Annotated in this window: 16 protein-coding genes; 6 read left to right on the top strand and 10 right to left on the bottom strand. The window is 44.9% G+C overall.

The features are described 5' to 3' along the window. The 6 genes from PSI17_RS13070 to rpmH form a co-directional block, all read right to left on the bottom strand. A partial coding sequence (locus PSI17_RS13070; protein ID WP_273552387.1) for an acyl carrier protein occupies positions 1-224 on the bottom strand: 224 nt, incomplete at its 3' end. Between the two features lie 697 nt (positions 225-921). Next, entirely contained in the window at positions 922-2,286 is a 1,365-nt protein-coding gene (gene mnmE, locus PSI17_RS13065) for a tRNA uridine-5-carboxymethylaminomethyl(34) synthesis GTPase MnmE (protein ID WP_273552386.1), read from the bottom strand. Positions 2,287-2,393: 107 nt separating this feature from the next. Beyond that, entirely contained in the window at positions 2,394-4,046 is a 1,653-nt protein-coding gene (gene yidC, locus PSI17_RS13060; RefSeq protein WP_273552385.1) for a membrane protein insertase YidC, read from the bottom strand. Between the two features lie 2 nt (positions 4,047-4,048). Beyond that, positions 4,049-4,309, bottom strand: a complete 261-nt coding sequence (yidD, locus tag PSI17_RS13055; protein ID WP_273552384.1) for a membrane protein insertion efficiency factor YidD — start codon at positions 4,307-4,309, stop codon at positions 4,049-4,051. Then, complete coding sequence (rnpA, locus tag PSI17_RS13050; RefSeq protein ID WP_273552383.1) at positions 4,273-4,632, bottom strand: ribonuclease P protein component; 360 nt, start codon at positions 4,630-4,632, stop codon at positions 4,273-4,275. Before rnpA ends, yidD begins: the two co-directional genes overlap by 37 nt. A 21-nt stretch (positions 4,633-4,653) precedes the next feature. Next, entirely contained in the window at positions 4,654-4,794 is a 141-nt protein-coding gene (gene rpmH, locus PSI17_RS13045) for a 50S ribosomal protein L34 (RefSeq protein ID WP_015836465.1), read from the bottom strand. Positions 4,795-5,554: 760 nt separating this feature from the next. Between rpmH and dnaA the strand changes: the two genes are divergently transcribed. The 5 genes from dnaA to PSI17_RS13020 all read left to right on the top strand — a co-directional run bounded on the left by dnaA (position 5,555) and on the right by PSI17_RS13020 (position 12,642). After that, positions 5,555-6,943, top strand: coding sequence for a chromosomal replication initiator protein DnaA (dnaA, locus tag PSI17_RS13040; RefSeq protein WP_273552382.1), 1,389 nt, complete (start codon positions 5,555-5,557; stop codon positions 6,941-6,943). A 4-nt stretch (positions 6,944-6,947) separates the two neighbouring features. Further along, positions 6,948-8,048 (top strand): DNA polymerase III subunit beta, encoded by a 1,101-nt coding sequence (gene dnaN, locus PSI17_RS13035; protein ID WP_273552381.1) that lies wholly within the window; start codon positions 6,948-6,950, stop codon positions 8,046-8,048. 18 nt (positions 8,049-8,066) lie between these two features. Then, positions 8,067-9,158, top strand: a complete 1,092-nt coding sequence (gene recF / locus PSI17_RS13030; protein WP_273552380.1) for a DNA replication/repair protein RecF — start codon at positions 8,067-8,069, stop codon at positions 9,156-9,158. 18 nt (positions 9,159-9,176) lie between these two features. Beyond that, the gene (gyrB, locus tag PSI17_RS13025; RefSeq protein WP_273552379.1) at positions 9,177-11,591 is read left to right on the top strand and encodes a DNA topoisomerase (ATP-hydrolyzing) subunit B; all 2,415 of its coding nucleotides are present in this window, start codon (positions 9,177-9,179) and stop codon (positions 11,589-11,591) included. A gap of 289 nt (positions 11,592-11,880) precedes the next feature. Then, on the top strand, positions 11,881-12,642 hold the full coding sequence (locus tag PSI17_RS13020; RefSeq protein WP_273552378.1) for a GNAT family N-acetyltransferase: 762 nt from the start codon (positions 11,881-11,883) through the stop codon (positions 12,640-12,642). 103 nt (positions 12,643-12,745) lie between these two features. Here PSI17_RS13020 and asd read toward each other — a convergent pair whose 3' ends face one another. Continuing rightward, positions 12,746-13,888, bottom strand: coding sequence for an aspartate-semialdehyde dehydrogenase (gene asd / locus PSI17_RS13015; RefSeq protein WP_273552388.1), 1,143 nt, complete (start codon positions 13,886-13,888; stop codon positions 12,746-12,748). 306 nt (positions 13,889-14,194) lie between these two features. Between asd and PSI17_RS13010 the strand changes: the two genes are divergently transcribed. Continuing rightward, positions 14,195-14,755, top strand: coding sequence for a rhomboid family intramembrane serine protease (locus tag PSI17_RS13010; RefSeq protein ID WP_443256029.1), 561 nt, complete (start codon positions 14,195-14,197; stop codon positions 14,753-14,755). A gap of 199 nt (positions 14,756-14,954) precedes the next feature. Here PSI17_RS13010 and copM read toward each other — a convergent pair whose 3' ends face one another. The 3 genes from copM to PSI17_RS12995 all read right to left on the bottom strand — a co-directional run. Then, on the bottom strand, positions 14,955-15,281 hold the full coding sequence (gene copM, locus PSI17_RS13005) for a CopM family metallochaperone (RefSeq protein ID WP_273552376.1): 327 nt from the start codon (positions 15,279-15,281) through the stop codon (positions 14,955-14,957). A 219-nt stretch (positions 15,282-15,500) separates the two neighbouring features. Then, positions 15,501-16,100 carry a hypothetical protein gene (locus tag PSI17_RS13000; RefSeq protein ID WP_273552375.1) on the bottom strand — a complete coding sequence of 200 codons (600 nt, stop codon included), beginning with the start codon at positions 16,098-16,100 and terminating at the stop codon, positions 15,501-15,503. 73 nt (positions 16,101-16,173) lie between these two features. Continuing rightward, positions 16,174-19,029, bottom strand: a 2,856-nt coding sequence (locus PSI17_RS12995; protein WP_273552374.1) for a type I restriction endonuclease subunit R, incomplete at its 5' end; no start/stop codon positions are given.

Here is a 19,029-nt window from a genome sequence, read left to right as displayed (position 1 = left end):
TCAGACAATACGCTCTCAGAGAGAATTTCCTGGGCATGAGCAAAAACACTTTTGGTCGGCATCGTAATTTTGAAATTTTTACTTAAATTAAATGACAAATCGATAACATCTAAAGAATCAGCACCCAGTTCATTAATTAATGCAGCGTTTTCTTTAATTTCATTTTCTTCGACAAGAAGAATAGAGGACAGCTCTTTGCATACAGCAGAGACATATTTGTTCATATAATACCTATTCTAAATTAAAAAATTAATAATTAACGCCAAGACGAATATTAAAATCTCACAACTGGTTTATTGCTGTCAATTAATAAAAACCCACTTTAATAACAAAAATAATTAGGCTTGGAATTAATTTTCAAACACTTTATTAAAGGATAGGTAAATGGCATGTAAAGAATGCCACCCAATATAACCACCTGCTCCAACCCTCTGTTTTTAATAAAAAATATTAAATGTAATTTATTGATAAAACATAACCAGACCGAATAAGTCACTTCATCCCACAAAATGAAAATGATTCAAGCGCAATAAGAGAATTCCCATAAAAATCACTTATTCACTTTTCCTTAATAAGGATCAATATTGGCATGGGAATTTTTATATTATTTTATTCTTATTTAAAACACATAAATAAATTTTCATAATAGTGAGCGTTTGTCACCTTGTCCCGCTCCGCGCGGAACACGGTTTACCCGATCATGTTGAAACGCTATTGAGTGATTTAAACTGTCATTAGAGCCTTTATCATAGACGCTATATTGAAATAGCTGGTTGAAATAGATGGCTTTCATCTTGTAACGCGCTAAAAATAGATTAAACGTAGAAATGACAGAGAAGAACACAAATCCCTCCGGTAAACGGAAGGATTTATGTCAAAAAGACAGGGTGACAGTGGGTTTTACACGATTATTTTCCAATACTACTTTCCAATACAAAAACTGGAAAAAATCCGGCCGAGTAAATCATCAGAGGTAAATTCCCCGGTAATTTCACTCAGTGCTTGTTGAGCCAGACGCAGTTCTTCTGCCAGCAATTCCCCTGAACGGGCAAAAACTAACTGCTGATGGCCTTCTTGCAGATGTTCCGCAGCGGTATTCAGTGCCTGCAAATGACGACGACGGGCAAGGAAACCGCCTTCGGTATTGCTGTTGAAACCCATAGTCTCTTTTAAGTGATCGCGCAGAAAATCGATACCTTGCCCATCACGGGCAGAGAGGCGAATTAAGGTATAGTGGCTGAGGTCTGCAACGCCGGTTTCTTCCCCGGTCATATCGGTCTTATTACGAATGACGGTCACGGGCAGGGATGCCGGCAATCTTGCCATAAATTCAGGCCAGATTTGGGCAGGCTCCACGGCATCAGTTGTCATACTGTCTACCATAAACAGCACACGATCCGCCTGTTCGATTTCCTGCCATGCCCGCTCAATACCGATACGTTCTACCTCATCACTGGCCTCACGCAATCCGGCCGTATCAATCACATGCAGTGGCATGCCATCAATATGAATATGTTCACGCAACACGTCGCGTGTTGTTCCCGCGATATCCGTCACAATCGCAGCTTCACGTCCCGCCAGTGCATTGAGCAGGCTGGATTTACCCGCATTCGGACGTCCGGCAATCACCACTTTCATGCCTTCGCGCAATAAACTGCCCTGACGCGCCTGTGAACGAACGTGTCCCAGTTCTGCGATCACGTCATCCAATTTGGCTTCTATCTTGCCATCGGAAAGAAAATCAATCTCTTCATCAGGGAAATCAATGGCAGCTTCAACGTAGATCCGCAAATGAGTCAGCGCTTCTACCATTTGATGGATTTGGTGGGAGAACGCGCCTTGCAGGGAGTTCATCGCGGAACGTGCCGCCTGTTCGGAGCTGGCGTCGATCAAATCCGCAATGGCTTCTGCCTGCGCTAAGTCGAGTTTGTCATTCAGGAAAGCACGTTCAGAGAATTCGCCGGGATTGGCAATGCGTACACCGGAAATGGTCAGGATACGCTTTAACAGTAAATCAAGAATGACTGGCCCGCCGTGTCCTTGCAGTTCCAGTACATCTTCCCCCGTAAAAGAATTCGGGCCGGGGAAGTAAAGTGCAATGCCTTGATCAAGTACAGCGCCATCCACATCACGAAAGGGCAGGTAATCGGCATAACGAGGTTTTGGGCATTTCCCCAATACCACCTGAGCGACTTCCGCTGCCTTGCGTCCAGAAATACGCAGAATGCCTACACCGCCCCGTCCCGGAGGCGTGGCCTGAGCGACTATTGTATCGGTGGTATTCATGAAATTCTCTCTTTTAACCTGAGTCTGTTATCTTGCAAAAAATGAAATAATAAAGGCGGCTAATGCCGCCTTCTACTTAATTTTAAAAAAACTCAATTTTAAGAAACTTATTTTTTATTAAGATCGACTTTCTTTTCGCGGGTATGCTTTTCGCGGGTATGTAAACCGCGTTTTTCCAGACCGCGGAAAATCACCTGCTGCTGGATAATGGTCACCAAGTTACTGACGATATAGTACAGCACCAGACCGGATGGGAACCACAGGAAGAAAACCGTGAACACGACTGGCATGTAGGTCATGATCTTCTGCTGCATCGGGTCAGTCACCGTCGTCGGTGACAGTTTCTGGATAACAAACATGGTCACACCCATCAGCAATGGCAGGATGTAGTAAGGATCTTGCGCAGACAAGTCCTTAATCCAGCCAATAAACGGTGCGTGGCGCAGTTCAACAGAGCCCATCAGCATGTAGTACAACGCAAGGAAGATTGGCATCTGGATCACCAGAGGTAAACAGCCGCCCAGCGGGTTCACTTTCTCGGTTTTATACAGTGCCATCATTTCCTGGCTCATGCGCTGGCGATCATCACCAAAACGCTCACGCATCGCGGTGATTTTTGGCTGCAACAGACGCATTTTCGCCATTGAGGTATATTGCGCCTTAGTCAGCGGATACATGATACCGCGCACAATAAAGGTAATCGCAATAATAGAGAAACCCCAGTTACCGATGAATTCATGCAGGAATTTCAGCAACTTGAATAAGGGTTGGGAAATAAACCATAGCCAACCGTAATCAACGGTCAGATCCAGATGGGGAGCAACTGCGGCCATTTTGTCCTGAATTTCAGGGCCAACCCACAAAGTCGATGCGATATTCTGCTGGCTATTCGGTGCGATATTCACGGTTTCGCCCTTATAGCCGATAATTGCCATCTTCTGACTTTTAGCGTCAATGGTATAGAATGTGCTGGTTTTATCCGCACCCGGCACCCAAGCCGTCGCAAAATATTGCTGAAGCATCGCTACCCAGCCACCTTGGGTGGTCACGGAAAGCATTTTGCCGTCAGTAATATCATCAAATTTGTATTTTTCGTATTTTGCATCTGCTGCTGAATATGCAGCACCACGATAGGTATGCAGGGCAAAGTTGCTGCTGCCGGTATCACGATGTTTCGGCAATTCAACGCTCTGCTTCAACTGGCCGAAAAACGCCATCTGCAAAGGTTTGTCGGTGACGTTATTGATACTGTAATCAACAGAAACCGCATAATCACCGCGTTTTACCACGAAGGTTTTGACATAAACAACGCCATCTGGCGCGGTATAAGTCATTGGGATCCGCAATTCATTCTGGCCATCAGCCAAAACAAAGCTATTCTGAGTGGCTTGATAAAGTGGGCGTTCCGCTTGGTTATCTGGGCCATTAATGCCAGTTAACCCACTTTGAGCCTGATAAGTAAACTCGGGGGTTGTTTCCAACAGTTTAAAGGGGGTTTTAGCGCCGAGAGTATCTGGATAGGCCAGCAGATCAGCCTCCTCGATATCACCGCCACGGGTATTGATGTGCAATGAAAGCACATCCGTTTTCACGGTGATCAGTTTACTTTGCCCACTGCTTGCTTCGCTACTCAGCGTAGTATTTGCTTGCTGCGTGATCTGGGCCGTTGGTTGTGGGTTCTTATCATTTTCCCACGCCTGCCAGACCAAGAACGAAACAAACAGCAAAGCGATGAGAAGAAGATTGCGTTGCGAATCCATCGTTAGTGTTCTCTGTTATCGTCGTTTTTTTTAGGTGGGACAGGATCATCACCACCTTCGTGTAAAGGGTGGCATTTTAATACGCGTTTCACTGTTAACCAACTGCCTTTTATCATCCCAAACCTGCGCAATGCCTCTATGCCATAGTGGGAACAGGTAGGATTGAAACGACAACGAGGCCCCAGTAGTGGACTCAGCACTAACTGGTAACCTCTGATCAAAGCAATCAGGATGCGCGAACCAAGCGACAGTGACGACGCCATAATTTGCCCAAAGCTTCCGTTAGCTCACGGTTATCAAGCTCAGCGACCCCTTTCCTCACCAAAACCACAAAATCCATTGGAGGCAATTTATGTTGGTTTAAACGAAAACTTTCACGAGCCAGTCGCTTGATACGATTACGCTCATGGGCACGTTTAACATTTTTTTTGGCGATGGTTAGACCGATGCGGGGATGCCCCAGCTCATTCAAGCGCCCAAGAATCGTTATCTCTGCGGAGCTTGCCCGTTGCGGCTGCTGGAAAACATGAGTGAAATGCTCGGGAGTTAACAAACGTAACTCCCTCGGAAAAGCGAGCTTAACCACTTGGTAAGTTGGCTAGCTTTGTTACTTAGAAACAGTCAGACGAGCACGGCCTTTCGCACGACGGCGAGCCAGAACCTGACGACCATTTTTAGTGGCCATACGAGAGCGGAAGCCGTGAGTTCGGTTACGCTTCAGTACGGATGGTTGAAAAGTGCGTTTCATAGCGATTTCTACCTAGCTTAAAATTTGTTACTGATTCAGCAAATGCGTTGGCGACCAGTGAGAAATAAGTAGACACCGATGCCTCAGTCGCAACATCAATATAGAGAAAGAGGCAGGATTGTAATAAAATCTACTACCCTTAGTCAATCTAAGATGACGCGTGCCTGACTGTCTTCCTGTCGGATTTTTCTACTTCAATCAATCGTTCATAGACATAGCCAGACTTTTGCTACCCGAAGTGCTTACCCCAAATCCTCACCAGACATAACCGGAAAAAATCGTTGGCATAACACGCAGGGTGCAAGATTATACGGACTGTGTAATAAAGCGCAAGGATCATACACAGATCATTGCTTGTTAATCCATAATCATCACATTTTTTTCATGTTTCATTTTAAACAATGGCTAAATGAAGTTTGCTATATGCCATGATTACACTACAGTATCTCTTGCGGGCCTTTATATTCCGCAAGTGCTAACGCGTGGTGATCTCCCTGTGGATAAAAAGCGTCAAAGCTGTGTAAAAGAATGAGGATTTGTGTCGTCTTTTGCGTTATGATCGTTGATCCCGATCCCAATATCATCCATTGCAGATGATGTGGATCTTTGGGGAGCGATGAAGTTAAAAATCGCCACAAGGGTACATGCTATCTTCCTCGCCATACCATGAGGAAATAATAGAGGAATAACACCTTGTGCCCAGTATAACGTATCTTTTATTCCGGTTTCTTTTATTGGTCTTGTTTTAGGGGAGTTCGCCGTGTCACTTTCGCTTTGGCAGCAATGTCTTGCCCGATTGCAGGATGAGTTACCTGCCACAGAATTCAGTATGTGGATACGACCCCTTCAGGCAGAACTGAGTGATAACACGTTGGCTCTCTATGCCCCCAACCGTTTTGTGTTGGATTGGGTAAGAGAGAAGTATATTAATAATATCAATTTGTTATTGAATGATTTCTGTGGTCCTGAAGTACCGTTACTGCGTTTTGAAGTAGGAAATAAGCCTGTTTCGCTAAACCAGTCTCCATCCCAGAGAATCATTGCCGATGCGCCGGTAGCGGCTGTGCCGTCCAGTTCATCCGTTCGCCCAAGCTGGGACAACGCAAAAGCCCAACCCGAGTTATCCTATCGTTCCAATGTGAACCCCAAGCATACCTTCGATAACTTTGTTGAAGGTAAATCCAACCAACTCGCCAGAGCGGCTGCCAGGCAAGTGGCTGATAACCCGGGGGGCGCATACAATCCCTTGTTCCTTTATGGCGGAACCGGGTTGGGTAAAACCCACCTCCTGCATGCTGTCGGCAATAGCATTATGGCACGCAAGGCCAATGCAAAAGTGGTTTACATGCACTCTGAGCGCTTCGTTCAGGACATGGTAAAAGCACTGCAAAACAATGCGATAGAAGAGTTTAAACGTTATTATCGCTCGGTGGATGCCCTGCTGATCGATGATATTCAGTTTTTTGCCAATAAAGAGCGATCCCAAGAAGAATTCTTTCACACGTTCAATGCCCTGTTAGAAGGTAATCAACAGATTATTCTGACCTCAGATCGCTATCCAAAAGAGATAAATGGCGTTGAAGATCGGTTAAAATCCCGTTTTGGCTGGGGACTGACGGTTGCCATTGAACCGCCGGAGCTGGAAACCCGCGTTGCCATTCTGATGAAGAAAGCAGACGAAAATCAAATTCAGTTGCCGGGGGAAGTGGCTTTCTTTATTGCTAAACGCCTGCGATCTAACGTTCGTGAACTCGAAGGCGCTTTGAATCGGGTTATCGCCAATGCCAATTTTACCGGCCGTGCGATTACGATTGATTTTGTACGCGAAGCATTACGTGACTTATTGGCTCTTCAGGAAAAGCTGGTCACCATTGATAATATTCAGAAAACTGTGGCTGAATATTACAAAATCAAGGTTGCGGACCTGCTTTCCAAGCGCCGTTCACGCTCCGTTGCCCGCCCAAGACAAATGGCAATGGCGCTGGCAAAAGAGCTGACTAATCACAGTTTGCCTGAAATCGGGGATGCCTTTGGTGGCCGTGACCATACCACCGTACTTCACGCCTGTCGGAAAATCGAACAGTTGCGTGAGGAGAGTCATGACATCAAAGAAGATTTTTCCAACTTAATCAGAACATTATCTTCCTAGCGCTATGAAATTCATCATTGAACGTGAGCAATTATTAAAACCTTTGCAGCAGGTTAGCAGTCCCTTGGGGGGCCGCCCTACCCTGCCCATTTTAGGCAACCTATTATTGCAGGTAACAGAGGGCTCCCTGCTGCTGACGGGCACCGATCTGGAAATGGAAATGAAGGCGCGGGTTACCCTCACCCAGCCACATGAACAAGGTAAAACCACCGTCCCCGCACGTAAATTCTTTGATATCTGGCGCGGGTTGCCCGACGGGGCAGAAATCAGCGTAGAACAGGATGGCGATCGCATTCTCGTTCGTTCTGGTCGCAGCCGTTTTTCACTCTCGACGCTGCCCGCATCAGATTTTCCCAATCTTGATGACTGGCAGAGCGACGTCGAATTTTCCCTGCCTCAAGCCACACTGAAACGCCTGATTGAATCGACGCAATTTTCCATGGCGCATCAGGATGTTCGCTATTACTTGAACGGTATGCTGTTTGAAACCGAAGGGGAAGAACTGCGTACTGTTGCCACCGACGGCCATCGTCTGGCGGTTTGTTCCATGGGTATCGGGCAAAATCTGCCGTCCCATTCAGTGATCGTCCCCCGCAAAGGGGTGATTGAATTAATGCGCCTGCTGGATGGCGGTGACAATCCGCTGCAATTGCAGATTGGCAGCAATAACATTCGTGCCCATGTGGGTGATTTTATCTTCACATCGAAGTTGGTTGATGGCCGTTTTCCTGATTACCGCCGCGTATTACCCAAAAATCCCAATAAAACGTTGGAAGCCAATTGTGACATGCTTAAGCAGGCCTTTTCGCGGGCGGCGATTTTATCCAACGAAAAATTCCGTGGCGTTCGCATCTACTTAAGCGAAAACCAACTCAGAATTACCGCCAATAATCCGGAGCAAGAAGAAGCAGAAGAGATTGTTGATGTCAATTATCAGGGCAGCGAAATGGAAATTGGCTTCAATGTCAGCTACGTATTGGATGTTCTCAACGCATTGAAATGTGAGCAAGTGAGCCTCCTGCTGACGGATGCCACATCCAGCGTAAAAATTGAGAATTCAGCCAGTCAGGCTGCGACTTATGTCGTGATGCCGATGCGCCTGTAACAGAATTAATTCATCGATATGACTCTCTCGCGTTTGCTGATCCGCGATTTTCGTAATATCGCGGATGCTGACCTGCCGCTGGCAACCGGTTTTAATTTTCTGGTTGGGCCAAACGGCAGCGGCAAAACAAGTATACTGGAAGCCATTTATACCTTGGGCCATGGCCGTGCTTTTCGCAGTATTCTGGCAGGAAGGGTCATTCGCCATGAATGCGAAGAGTTTATTCTTCATGGGCGACTTGATCAGCAACCCCATGAACGTAGTTTATTGGTGGGCTTAAGCAAAAATCGCCAAGGCGACAGCAAAGTCAGGATTGATGGCAGTGATGGGCATAAAATTGCTGAATTGGCGAAAATCCTGCCGATGCAACTTATCACGCCGGAAGGTTTCACCTTGCTAAATGGTGGCCCGAAATATCGTCGGGCCTTTATTGATTGGGGCTGTTTTCACAATGAGCCTCGCTTTTTTGCGGCCTGGGCCAATCTGAAAAGGCTGCTCAAACAACGCAACGCGGCACTGCGACAAGTCACCCGCTACCACCAAATCCAGCATTGGGATCGAGAACTTGCCCCGCTGGCAACCGAAATCAGCCAATGGCGGGCCGACTATATTGCAGGTATTGCCGAAGATATCGAAAAAACCTGCCAACAATTTTTACCTGAATTCACACTCAGTATCAGCTTCCAACAAGGTTGGGACAAAGAGAGTGAATATGCGGAACTGCTCGCGCGGCAGTTTGAGCGCGACAGATCGCTAACCTACACCGCGGCCGGCCCGCATAAAGCCGATCTGCGGATCAGGGCGGACGGTACACCAGTAGAAGATATGCTGTCCCGTGGTCAGTTGAAGTTACTGATGTGTGCGTTGAGGTTAGCACAGGGTGAATATTTCACCCGACAGAGCGGGCAAAAATGCCTGTATCTGCTTGATGATTTTGCCTCAGAACTGGATGCCGGCCGTCGTCAGTTATTAGCCGAGCGTCTAAAATCTACGCAAGCCCAAGTGTTTGTCAGTGCAATCACTCCTAAGCAAGTTACAGACATGATTGATGTAAATAGCAGGATGTTTCGCGTAGAACATGGCAAAATAGAGGTTCAACCACAGGATTAAGATGAGCGAGAAACGTTGATGTCGAATACATATGACTCCTCAAGTATCAAGGTATTAAAAGGGCTGGATGCCGTCCGTAAACGTCCAGGCATGTATATCGGTGATACCGATGATGGTACTGGCCTGCACCACATGGTCTTCGAGGTTGTTGACAACGCTATCGACGAAGCCCTCGCAGGTCATTGTGACAAAATAGTTGTCACTATCCACACAGATAATTCCGTTTCTGTGCAGGATGATGGCCGCGGTATTCCTACCGGCATACACGAAGAAGAAGGTGTTTCAGCAGCAGAAGTCATCATGACCGTGCTGCATGCGGGGGGTAAATTCGATGACAACTCCTATAAAGTTTCCGGCGGTCTGCATGGCGTGGGGGTTTCTGTTGTTAACGCCTTATCGGAAAAACTGGAACTGACTATCCGCCGTGACGGCAAGGTTCACGAACAGACCTATCATCTGGGTGTGCCGCAGTCACCACTGAAAGTCGTCGGTGATACTGAGCAGACAGGAACCACTGTCCGTTTCTGGCCAAGTATGGATACGTTCAAGCTTAACACTGAGTTCGAATACGATATTCTGGCAAAACGCCTGCGTGAATTATCATTCCTCAACTCTGGTGTTTCGATTCGTTTAATCGACAAACGTACCAATGCCGAAGATCACTTCCACTATGACGGGGGAATCAAAGCGTTTGTTGAATTCCTGAGCCGTAATAAAAACCCCATTCACCCGAATGTCTTTTATTTCTCCACAGAAAAAGACGGGATTGGCGTTGAAATTTCCATGCAGTGGAATGATGGTTTTCAGGAAAATATTTACTGCTTTACCAACAACATTCCTCAGCGTGATGGGGGAACTCACTTAGTGGGCTTCCGTACCGCGATGACCCGTACCCTTAATAGCTACATGGATAGAGAGGGTTACAACAAAAAATCCAAAGTCAGCGCCACAGGTGATGATGCCCGCGAAGGTTTGATTGCGGTCATTTCCGTTAAAGTCCCTGATCCTAAATTCTCTTCTCAGACCAAAGACAAACTGGTTTCTTCCGAAGTGAAGACTGCCGTCGAAACCCAGATGAATGAGAAGCTGGTGGAATACCTGCTGGAAAACCCGAACGATGCCAAAACTGTCGTCGGCAAAATCATTGATGCAGCCCGTGCCCGTGAAGCCGCACGTAAAGCTCGTGAAATGACCCGCCGCAAAGGTGCACTGGATCTGGCGGGATTGCCCGGCAAACTGGCTGACTGTCAGGAGCGCGACCCAGCACTGTCCGAACTTTACTTGGTGGAAGGTGATTCTGCGGGCGGTTCAGCAAAACAAGGGCGCAACCGTAAGAATCAGGCGATTCTGCCACTGAAAGGTAAGATCCTTAACGTTGAGAAAGCCCGTTTTGACAAGATGCTCTCCTCGCAGGAAGTCGCCACCTTGATCACTGCGCTGGGCTGCGGCATTGGCCGGGATGAATACAACCCAGACAAGCTGCGTTATCACAGCATTATCATCATGACCGACGCCGACGTTGATGGTTCTCATATCCGCACCCTGTTGCTGACATTCTTCTATCGCCAGATGCCGGAAATCATCGAGCGTGGCTATGTCTACATTGCCCAGCCACCACTGTATAAGGTGAAAAAAGGCAAACAAGAGCAATACATCAAAGATGACGATGCGATGGAAGCCTACCAGATGTCCATCGCGTTGGATGGTGCAGCGTTGTACATCAACCCGCACGCACCCGCCCTGAAAGGTGAAGCGCTGGAAAACGTGGTAACTGAATTCAATTCCACCCAGAAAATCATTCGTCGCATGGAGCGCCTGTATCCACTGGCTCTGTTGAACAACCTGATTTACCATCCCAAACTGACCGAAGATGCCTTAAACGATCAGGCAAAAGTGGAAGAGTGGGTCAGTGCACTGGTTATTCGCCTGAATGATAAAGAGCAGAATGGCAGCACTTACAGCTATCAAATCCATGAAAACCGTGAACGCCAAATTTTCGAGCCAATTCTGTGCATTCGTACCCACGGCGTTGATACCAACTACAATCTGGATTTCGATTTCATCCACGGTGGCGAATATCGCCGCATCACCAAACTGGGTGAATCGATCGGAAACCTGATTGAAGAAGACGCATATATCGAACGTGGCGAACGTCGTCAGCCGGTAAACAGCTTTGAACAGGCCCTGGAGTGGCTGACCAAAGAATCACGTCGTGGTCTTTCCGTCCAACGTTATAAAGGTCTGGGAGAAATGAACCCTGATCAGTTGTGGGAAACCACCATGAACCCGGAAACACGTCGCATGATGCGTGTCACAGTGAAAGATGCGATTGCCACTGACCAACTGTTCACAACTCTGATGGGTGATGCGGTTGAACCTCGCCGTGCATTTATTGAAGAAAATGCCCTGAAAGCGGCGAATATTGATATCTGATATTTCTAATTATTATATCCACATCCTGGATTTATCTGGGATGTGGTGACAACCTATACGCCTGAAAAAATTATCCCCCTTGCATTCACATAACAATAGACGCCATCCTCTCCTTATAAAAAATTTAATGAATTAATAAAAACCAGCTAAAAACATCAGTGGATTATTAATGAGCGAAATCTATAATGATAAAAATTTCACTTCCGCCAATATGTATGCGGCCATCAAATTGGTGGTTTCTTTCAAGAAAGCGTTTAAATTCATTCGCATTAAGTAAAGGAGCTTCATTATGCTAAAGCGAAACAACTCCGTTGATAGTTATATCCACAAATTTCTATCAGAGTCTTTAACTCGTTCAAAATCTTTCCATTCCTTACCACCTGATAATATATTGAAATTAAACATTAATTATAATAACCCCAGATTAATTAACGGATATGTGCCAGTAGTCAGAGAAACTAACATAAGTGATGGGATCTCCGCAACGACTCAACTTTACCAATCAATCCGGACAGACGGATGGATTAACCACATTAATAATGTTACTGAAAGAGAAAAAGAAATACATCAAAAAAAAGAAAAAACACGCGAAGATTTATGGGATATGAGATGCTGCATAACATATAAGCTTTTAGATAACCTTAAAAAATTATTAACCTATCTTAAAAAAATTGAAGATACTCAGATACACGCCTGTTTTGTTTGTTACATTAATACTAACCCTATCGGAGTCATGCTAATGAGAAAATATTATTCTCTATATAGCCGAGTAAAATCATACTATCCTGAGGTAAATTTCCTTATAACTCACCCGGGCATTCAAAATTGCGGCCATTTACTGATGGAAAAAGCCGTTAATATGTCTTATGAAATAGGTCATCATGGAAAATTGAAAATCACACTTGCAACAGATGAACTTTCTTCAAAAGTTTATGAAAAAATGGGCTTTATTAAGTCTGATAATATGAGGATGACATTAACGCCAAACGAAAATAAGGCTTGGTTATTCTCACCAAACCATGGCGGTTACCGATTTAAAGGAAATGGTTAAACTTCATGATAATAAAAAGTATTAATAATAAAACTTTAAACCGCCAATTGATCTACCCAATTGGCGGCCTGTTTCCACAAACCCAATAAAGATTAAATTATTCCTACAGCAAAATCCGCAACATCCGGCGCAACGGCTCAGCCGCTCCCCACAACAACTGATCTCCAACAGTAAAGGCAGACAAATATTCCGGCCCCATATTCAGTTTACGCAGACGACCCACAGGCGTATTCAGAGTACCAGTGACCGCAGCCGGCGTTAATTCCCGCATCGTCAGTTCACGATCATTCGGAATGACGCGCACCCAATCATTATGAGAAGCCAGCAGCGTTTCAATTTCAGGGATCGGGATATCTTTTTTCAATTTCAGGGTAAATGCCTGACTATGGCAGCGCAATGCCCCAATACGGACACACAGGCCATCAATCGGGATCACATGATGACCCGTATTCAAAATCTTGTTAGTTTCCGCCTGACCTTTCCACTCTTCACGGCTCTGCCCATTTTCCAGTTGCTTATCAATCCACGGGATCAGGCTCCCCGCCAAAGGAACGCCAAATTGCTCCGTCGGCAATGCACCACTGCGGGTGAAATCGGTGACACGTTTTTCAATATCCAAAATCGCGGCAGCGGGATTCTGTAACGCCTCTGCAACCTGATGATGCAGCATGCCCATTTGCACCAACAGCTCACGCATGTGACGAGCGCCACCGCCAGAAGCTGCCTGATAACTGGATACCGATGCCCACTCGATCAAATCATTGGTAAATAATCCTCCCAATGACATCAACATCAAACTCACGGTACAGTTACCGCCAACAAAGGTTTTAATGCCTTTATTCAGACTGTCTTGAATATGTTGAGAGTTGACAGGATCAAGAATAATGACCGCATCATCATCCATGCGCAGGGAAGATGCGGCATCAATCCAATATCCCTGCCAACCTGTTGCTTTCAGTTTGGGATAAATTTCATTGGTATAATCCCCGCCCTGACAGCTAATGATAATATCCAGCGCACTCAATGCCTCGATATCAAAAGCATCCTGTAGCACGCCTGATTTTCCTGCGCTATTTATTGCACTATTTATTGCACTATTTATTGCAAATGCGGGGGCAGAAAGCCCGTGTTGGGACGTGGTGAAGAAAACCGGATTGATTTCATCAAAATCCCGCTCTTCCACCATCCGCTGCATCAATACTGAGCCGACCATACCACGCCAGCCGATAAAACCTACTCTTTTCATCATCGTTACCCTGCCTTGAAAGATATTCGTCAGACACACTGACATCACTAAAACTGACAAAATATCGCGAAAGGTGCAAGTCTATTTATGGACTATAGCACCAGCATGTTTGAAGCGAAGAGACTGCCTGCAAGACAGAGAGATAAAGAACAAATTATCGGATTTGTGTCACAAAATCTCATTTATGTAAATAATAATATTTGCGATGCGCAATAAAGCATTGGGGCAATAATTGGGAAGTTATTCGAAACATTAAAGGTTTTATGCCAGTATTATCGGTGAAGCATTTTCCACAGGGAAACCATGATGACACTATGGTTCAAGCAACGCGTTCATATCCTGATAGGACTGGCATCGATTCTTGTCATCGTCCAATTGCTAAATACCTTTACGGGTGGATCATTAATCCATCTCGGCATTATTCCCCGCGATGTTCGAGGATTGATCGGTATTCCTCTCTCCCCTTTCCTGCATGGTAGCTGGGAACATTTATTCAGCAATCTTCCTGCACTATTGGTATTGAGCGCGTTATTGATGACGCATTCCATTCGTTATTATGTGCTTGCCAGCCTGTTTATTATCTTTACAGCAGGAATTCTGGTCTGGTTGTTTGGCCGTACCGCCATTCATGTTGGTGCCAGCGGCTGGATTTTCGGCCTGTGGGGATTATTGCTGGCTAATGCTTACTTCCTGAGGCGGGCAAAGGATTTCTTCTTTGCGATTTTGGTGATGATTTACTACGGTGCGATTGTCTTCGGTTTGTTACCATGGCAAGAATACATTTCCACCGAAGGGCATATTTTCGGCGCTATTTCAGGGGTTGTTTTCTCTTGGTTCAGCAAAAAGTGGCTTATCACAAGCCATTAGTTAAAAAACCAAAATACCCACATCCCCTGATCGCGTAACTAAAAGCTTGTTTAAGCTGCCATGGTATTTTTTATTTGCGGGGGCAACCATTTGCATTTATGTGGGGGCGTATCAGGGAGAAAGGGTACTTCATCAAATTAAATAAAAAAAGCCAATAGAAATAGCATTTCCACTGGCCTTATGACATTAATATTCAAGATTACTTTTTATTTCTCCTTATCCATTCTTGCATTTGCTTAATTTCAGCATCCTGAGCCTTGATAATATTTTCTGCAAGCTGCCTCATTTCCGGATCTTTGCCATATTTAAGTTCTATTTGAGCCATCTCAACCGCCCCAATATGATGAGCCAACATGCCTTCCGCAAAAGCTTGATCGGCATTATCGGTCATCATACTTTTATGCATATCATCATGCATTTTTGTCATTGATGCGTTAAGTTCCTCCTGCATTGTATTGGTATTCGCGATGGCGCTGAAAGCAAATGTGCCGGCAATGATTGATGCGAAAACTAACGTTTTTTTCATAGTGTTCTCCTTAGGGTTATATTAAAAAGATAAACCTTACCCTAAGGGGAATGTCAATAATGTATAGCGGCCAATAAATCCTGAATTTTTAAAAACATCGGAGTTGTTCCATTGGATGCAGGCGTTCCAAGCTCAACGAATCCAAGAAGTATGTAAAACGCAACAGCGTCAGGATCAGCACACCACTATGAATGATAACAATTGTCGGTGTTAGCGATCCTACTCACAGGTGCTATATATAACAAAGTGATAACCACTATTTCCAATAGAACCGCTATAAACCTCAGTAACTCCGACAGGCGTTTTACTGCTTTCTGGATTACCTTTTGAAACAAGGACGAAAAATTTACCTTTACAGATGTATTCTCTCTTATAACCAATGGCATTGAATTTTTTATCATTAGTTAACGTACTAAGTTTTTGAATATCCTCTTCTACTCCCTTAAGTGCTGTACACAAATTAGCATTTTGTTTTAATTCTAAAAGATAAAAGCTATCTTTTTCACCAGCCCAGAGCCAAAAATCTGGCTTACATCTTTCCATATCAGCGGGCATTCCATCCCACTTAACATTAAATTCTCGCCACCATTCCCCATCCTGGACTGTGACATGATGGTGTAAAAAATAGGCCAACTCAATTTGAAACCAATTTTCCCAGCCAGAAATTTTCTCAATGTTAAAGACATTGAAACGTTCAATAATATGCACTTGGTTGAAAAAAATGGCTAATAACTTTGCTACGTCAACTTTTTCCCCAAGAGATTTAGAGGCTATTCCTACAATTTCTGGTGCCATATCAGAAATTTTTATTATCTCCATTTTATTATTTTGACCTTTTTGTTGTTACACACATGACGCCATATCAATGATAGTGCTGCTCAAAACAGCCATCTTATTGCCAGAATCCTCTAATCCCATTAATAAAGGTTTCAATCACGCTACACACCCGCTCATATATACGTGCACGAACGGTCTTACGTTCCAGAATCTTCGGCGTCCAAGTCAGCGTTGCTGCAACCTCATCCTCACGCGGCATCACGTCGGTGAACAGATAATTATTCACCAACTCCGTTAACTTTATGAAATCCAGACGCTCTTCAGCACACAGTGTCGCTAATGCTTTGTTTTTTTCCCGCTCGACATAAGTTTCAAACACTTGGGTGATATCTTCATCATGCGCTACACGTAGAAGATTTTGTTCAATAAAGTCATTAATCAGTTCACGTTTACTACGCAATGTCACATCGCTATCAATGATCTCCATCACTTTTTTCTTCTGCTCCTGCTGCTCTTTTGGCGACATTGACTGAATATTTGCCAGTAATTTGAGGATATAACCGACGTTAATTTCATCACGATGGATCAGAGAAACTTCAAAATCCACCTCATCCAGAATGGATACTTTTTCTTTACCGGAGTGCTTTTTCACTTTGTCGTAAATATCGAGATATTTACTGGTGTAGTCAGCCAGCGTTTGATCAGACAATGGCTTACTCACATCATCAAAATCAGCGAAGGTTTCAAGAATATTTTTCAAGCGCAGCACATCTCGAAATGCGTTAACAAATACCAGTTGGGCATGTTCATCCGGTAGATTATCCACACTTTCGACTGTCGGGGTTAAGGTCAATAAATAATCAACCGAGTCCTGATAATCGCTCAGGTATTCTTCAAATGACTTAACCAGTACAACAGAAGATGCATTTTTATTGGAAAACAGGGCGATAGCATCATCAGTCGCTTTTTTCAGGTTGCGAAAACAGACGATATTACCGTGGCTTTTCTTCTCATTAAGGATGCGGTTGGTACGAGAAAACGCCTGCACCAAACCGTGAAAACGCAAATTTTTGTCCACGTATAGAGTGTTCAATAATGGGCTATCAAAGCCAGTCAGGAACATATTCACTACCAGCAGGATATCAATACCCTTCTCTTTAGTACGCTTGGCGATATCTTTGTAATAATTATAAAAACTCTGCGAGTCATTGGCAGAATAGCTGGTGCCATACAGCTCGTTGTAATCCTTGATAAAGCTGTCGAGGTGATCCCGACTTGAGACATCCACGTTGCCGCCCTGTGGAAGACTGATATCTTCTTCATCCAATAGCCCGTTCACCGCCTCTTTATCGCTTTTATCCGCTTCGTTGGCGGCATAAGTGAAGATGGTTGCGACTTTCAGCGGCTTATAGTTAGCATCTGCGGCCATAAGCGCAGTCTGTTTTTCTTTAAACAACTTATAATAGGCGATCAGCATTTCCACCGACCCGACGCAAAACATGGCGGTAAATTCGCGGCTGCGGGTCTTAGCGTTGTGGTGTGCCAGAATATAGTCGGTAATTTTCCCCAGCCGAATTTCGCTCTCCATCACCTCTTTGGTATCGATATCTTCTACGTCGATATCAATTTCATTATTACTCTCTTTACGCTTATAGGTACCAACATATTCCACGGCAAAACGCAGTACGTTCTCGTCACGGATGGCATCGACAATAACGTATTTATGCAAACATGCGTCAAATAGACTTTCGGTCGTTTGCTTGATGCCATTGGTGATATTAACGTTATCAGCAAAAATCGGCGTACCGGTAAAACCGAACAATTGGGCATTCTCAAAAAAATTAACGATCGCTTTATGAGTATCGCCAAACTGGCTGCGGTGACATTCGTCAAAGATAAAAACGATGCGCTCTTTGCGCAGGTGTTCCAGCTGTGCTTTATAATCTTCGTGGGTTATGGCGTTGTTCAGCTTTTGAATGGTGGTCAGCGTTAACTTGCTGCAAGTGGCTTTCAGATGCTTAATCAGCGTACTGGTGTTATTGGTCGTGTCCACGCTGTCTTTGGCAAAGGAGTTAAACTCTTTCGCTGTTTGGTAATCAAGATCCCGGCGGTCGACAACAAAAATGACCCTATCCACTTCCGGCACCGACATGATGACCTGACTGGCCTTAAACGAAGTCAGCGTCTTGCCTGAACCGGTGGTGTGCCAGATATAACCGTTGCGAGGTTTACCCGGAATATGCAGGCTTTCCCTGACATGATGGATCATCGCTTCGCAGGCGTAAAACTGATACGGACGCATCACCATCAGGCACTTACGGGTTTCATTCAGCACCGTGTAGTGGGTGATCATTTTGGCGATATGACACACTTTCAGGAACGCATCGGAAAACTTCTCCAGCGACTTAATCGGCTCGTTTTGTTCATCCGTCCAGAAAAAGGTCTGTTCGAAATGATTGGCGCGGTTGTTGGCGTAGTATTTGGTATCCACGCCGTTACTGATGATAAAAATCTGCACATACTGGAACAGGCCACTACCGACCCAGAAAGCATCTCGATGATAACGGTCTATCTGGTTAAACGCTTCTTTTAGCCCCAGTCCACGACGCTTAAGCTCGATCTGTACCAAAGGGAGGCCGTTGATCAGTAAGGTAACGTCAAAACGGGTTTTACGGCTGTTTTGCTCGGCATTGAATTGTTTAACCTGACGAGTAACTTGAAACTCGTTCTGGCACCACTCTTCTTTATTAATAAAGCTAAGCCATTTCTCTGTACCATCATCTCTCAATAACTGGTAGCGATCTCGCAAGGTTCTGGCGCGATCGATTACCTCATTACCTTTGGTCAAGTGCAGAAAAACACGGTTAAATTCGCCGTCGGTGAGCGGAGTAGCTTCTAATCGGTTATGAATTTCAATCTGTTTTCTCAGGTTGGCTTTCATACTGGCTTCGTCAGTGACGTTTACCAGCTC

This window comes from Xenorhabdus sp. IM139775 (genome assembly GCF_028598745.1).
Taxonomy (GTDB): Bacteria; Pseudomonadota; Gammaproteobacteria; order Enterobacterales; family Enterobacteriaceae; genus Xenorhabdus.
The sequence above is the reverse complement of the archived record's forward strand: the minus strand, read 5'-3'. Positions and strand labels throughout refer to the sequence as shown.

Excerpts from the sequence above, each read along its gene's own strand:
- gyrB (WP_273552379.1), top strand. The coding sequence starts at position 9,177 with ATGTCGAATACATATGACTCCTCAAGTATCAAGGTATTAAAAGGGCTG.
- PSI17_RS13020 (WP_273552378.1), top strand. The coding sequence starts at position 11,881 with ATGCTAAAGCGAAACAACTCCGTTGATAGTTATATCCACAAATTTCTA.
- copM (WP_273552376.1), bottom strand. The coding sequence starts at position 15,281 with ATGAAAAAAACGTTAGTTTTCGCATCAATCATTGCCGGCACATTTGCT.
- recF (WP_273552380.1), top strand. The coding sequence starts at position 8,067 with ATGACTCTCTCGCGTTTGCTGATCCGCGATTTTCGTAATATCGCGGAT.
- PSI17_RS13000 (WP_273552375.1), bottom strand. The coding sequence starts at position 16,100 with ATGGAGATAATAAAAATTTCTGATATGGCACCAGAAATTGTAGGAATA.
- dnaN (WP_273552381.1), top strand. The coding sequence starts at position 6,948 with ATGAAATTCATCATTGAACGTGAGCAATTATTAAAACCTTTGCAGCAG.
- asd (WP_273552388.1), bottom strand. The coding sequence starts at position 13,888 with ATGAAAAGAGTAGGTTTTATCGGCTGGCGTGGTATGGTCGGCTCAGTA.
- rpmH (WP_015836465.1), bottom strand. The coding sequence starts at position 4,794 with ATGAAACGCACTTTTCAACCATCCGTACTGAAGCGTAACCGAACTCAC.
- PSI17_RS13010 (WP_443256029.1), top strand. The coding sequence starts at position 14,195 with ATGACACTATGGTTCAAGCAACGCGTTCATATCCTGATAGGACTGGCA.
- mnmE (WP_273552386.1), bottom strand. The coding sequence starts at position 2,286 with ATGAATACCACCGATACAATAGTCGCTCAGGCCACGCCTCCGGGACGG.
- yidC (WP_273552385.1), bottom strand. The coding sequence starts at position 4,046 with ATGGATTCGCAACGCAATCTTCTTCTCATCGCTTTGCTGTTTGTTTCG.
- yidD (WP_273552384.1), bottom strand. The coding sequence starts at position 4,309 with ATGGCGTCGTCACTGTCGCTTGGTTCGCGCATCCTGATTGCTTTGATC.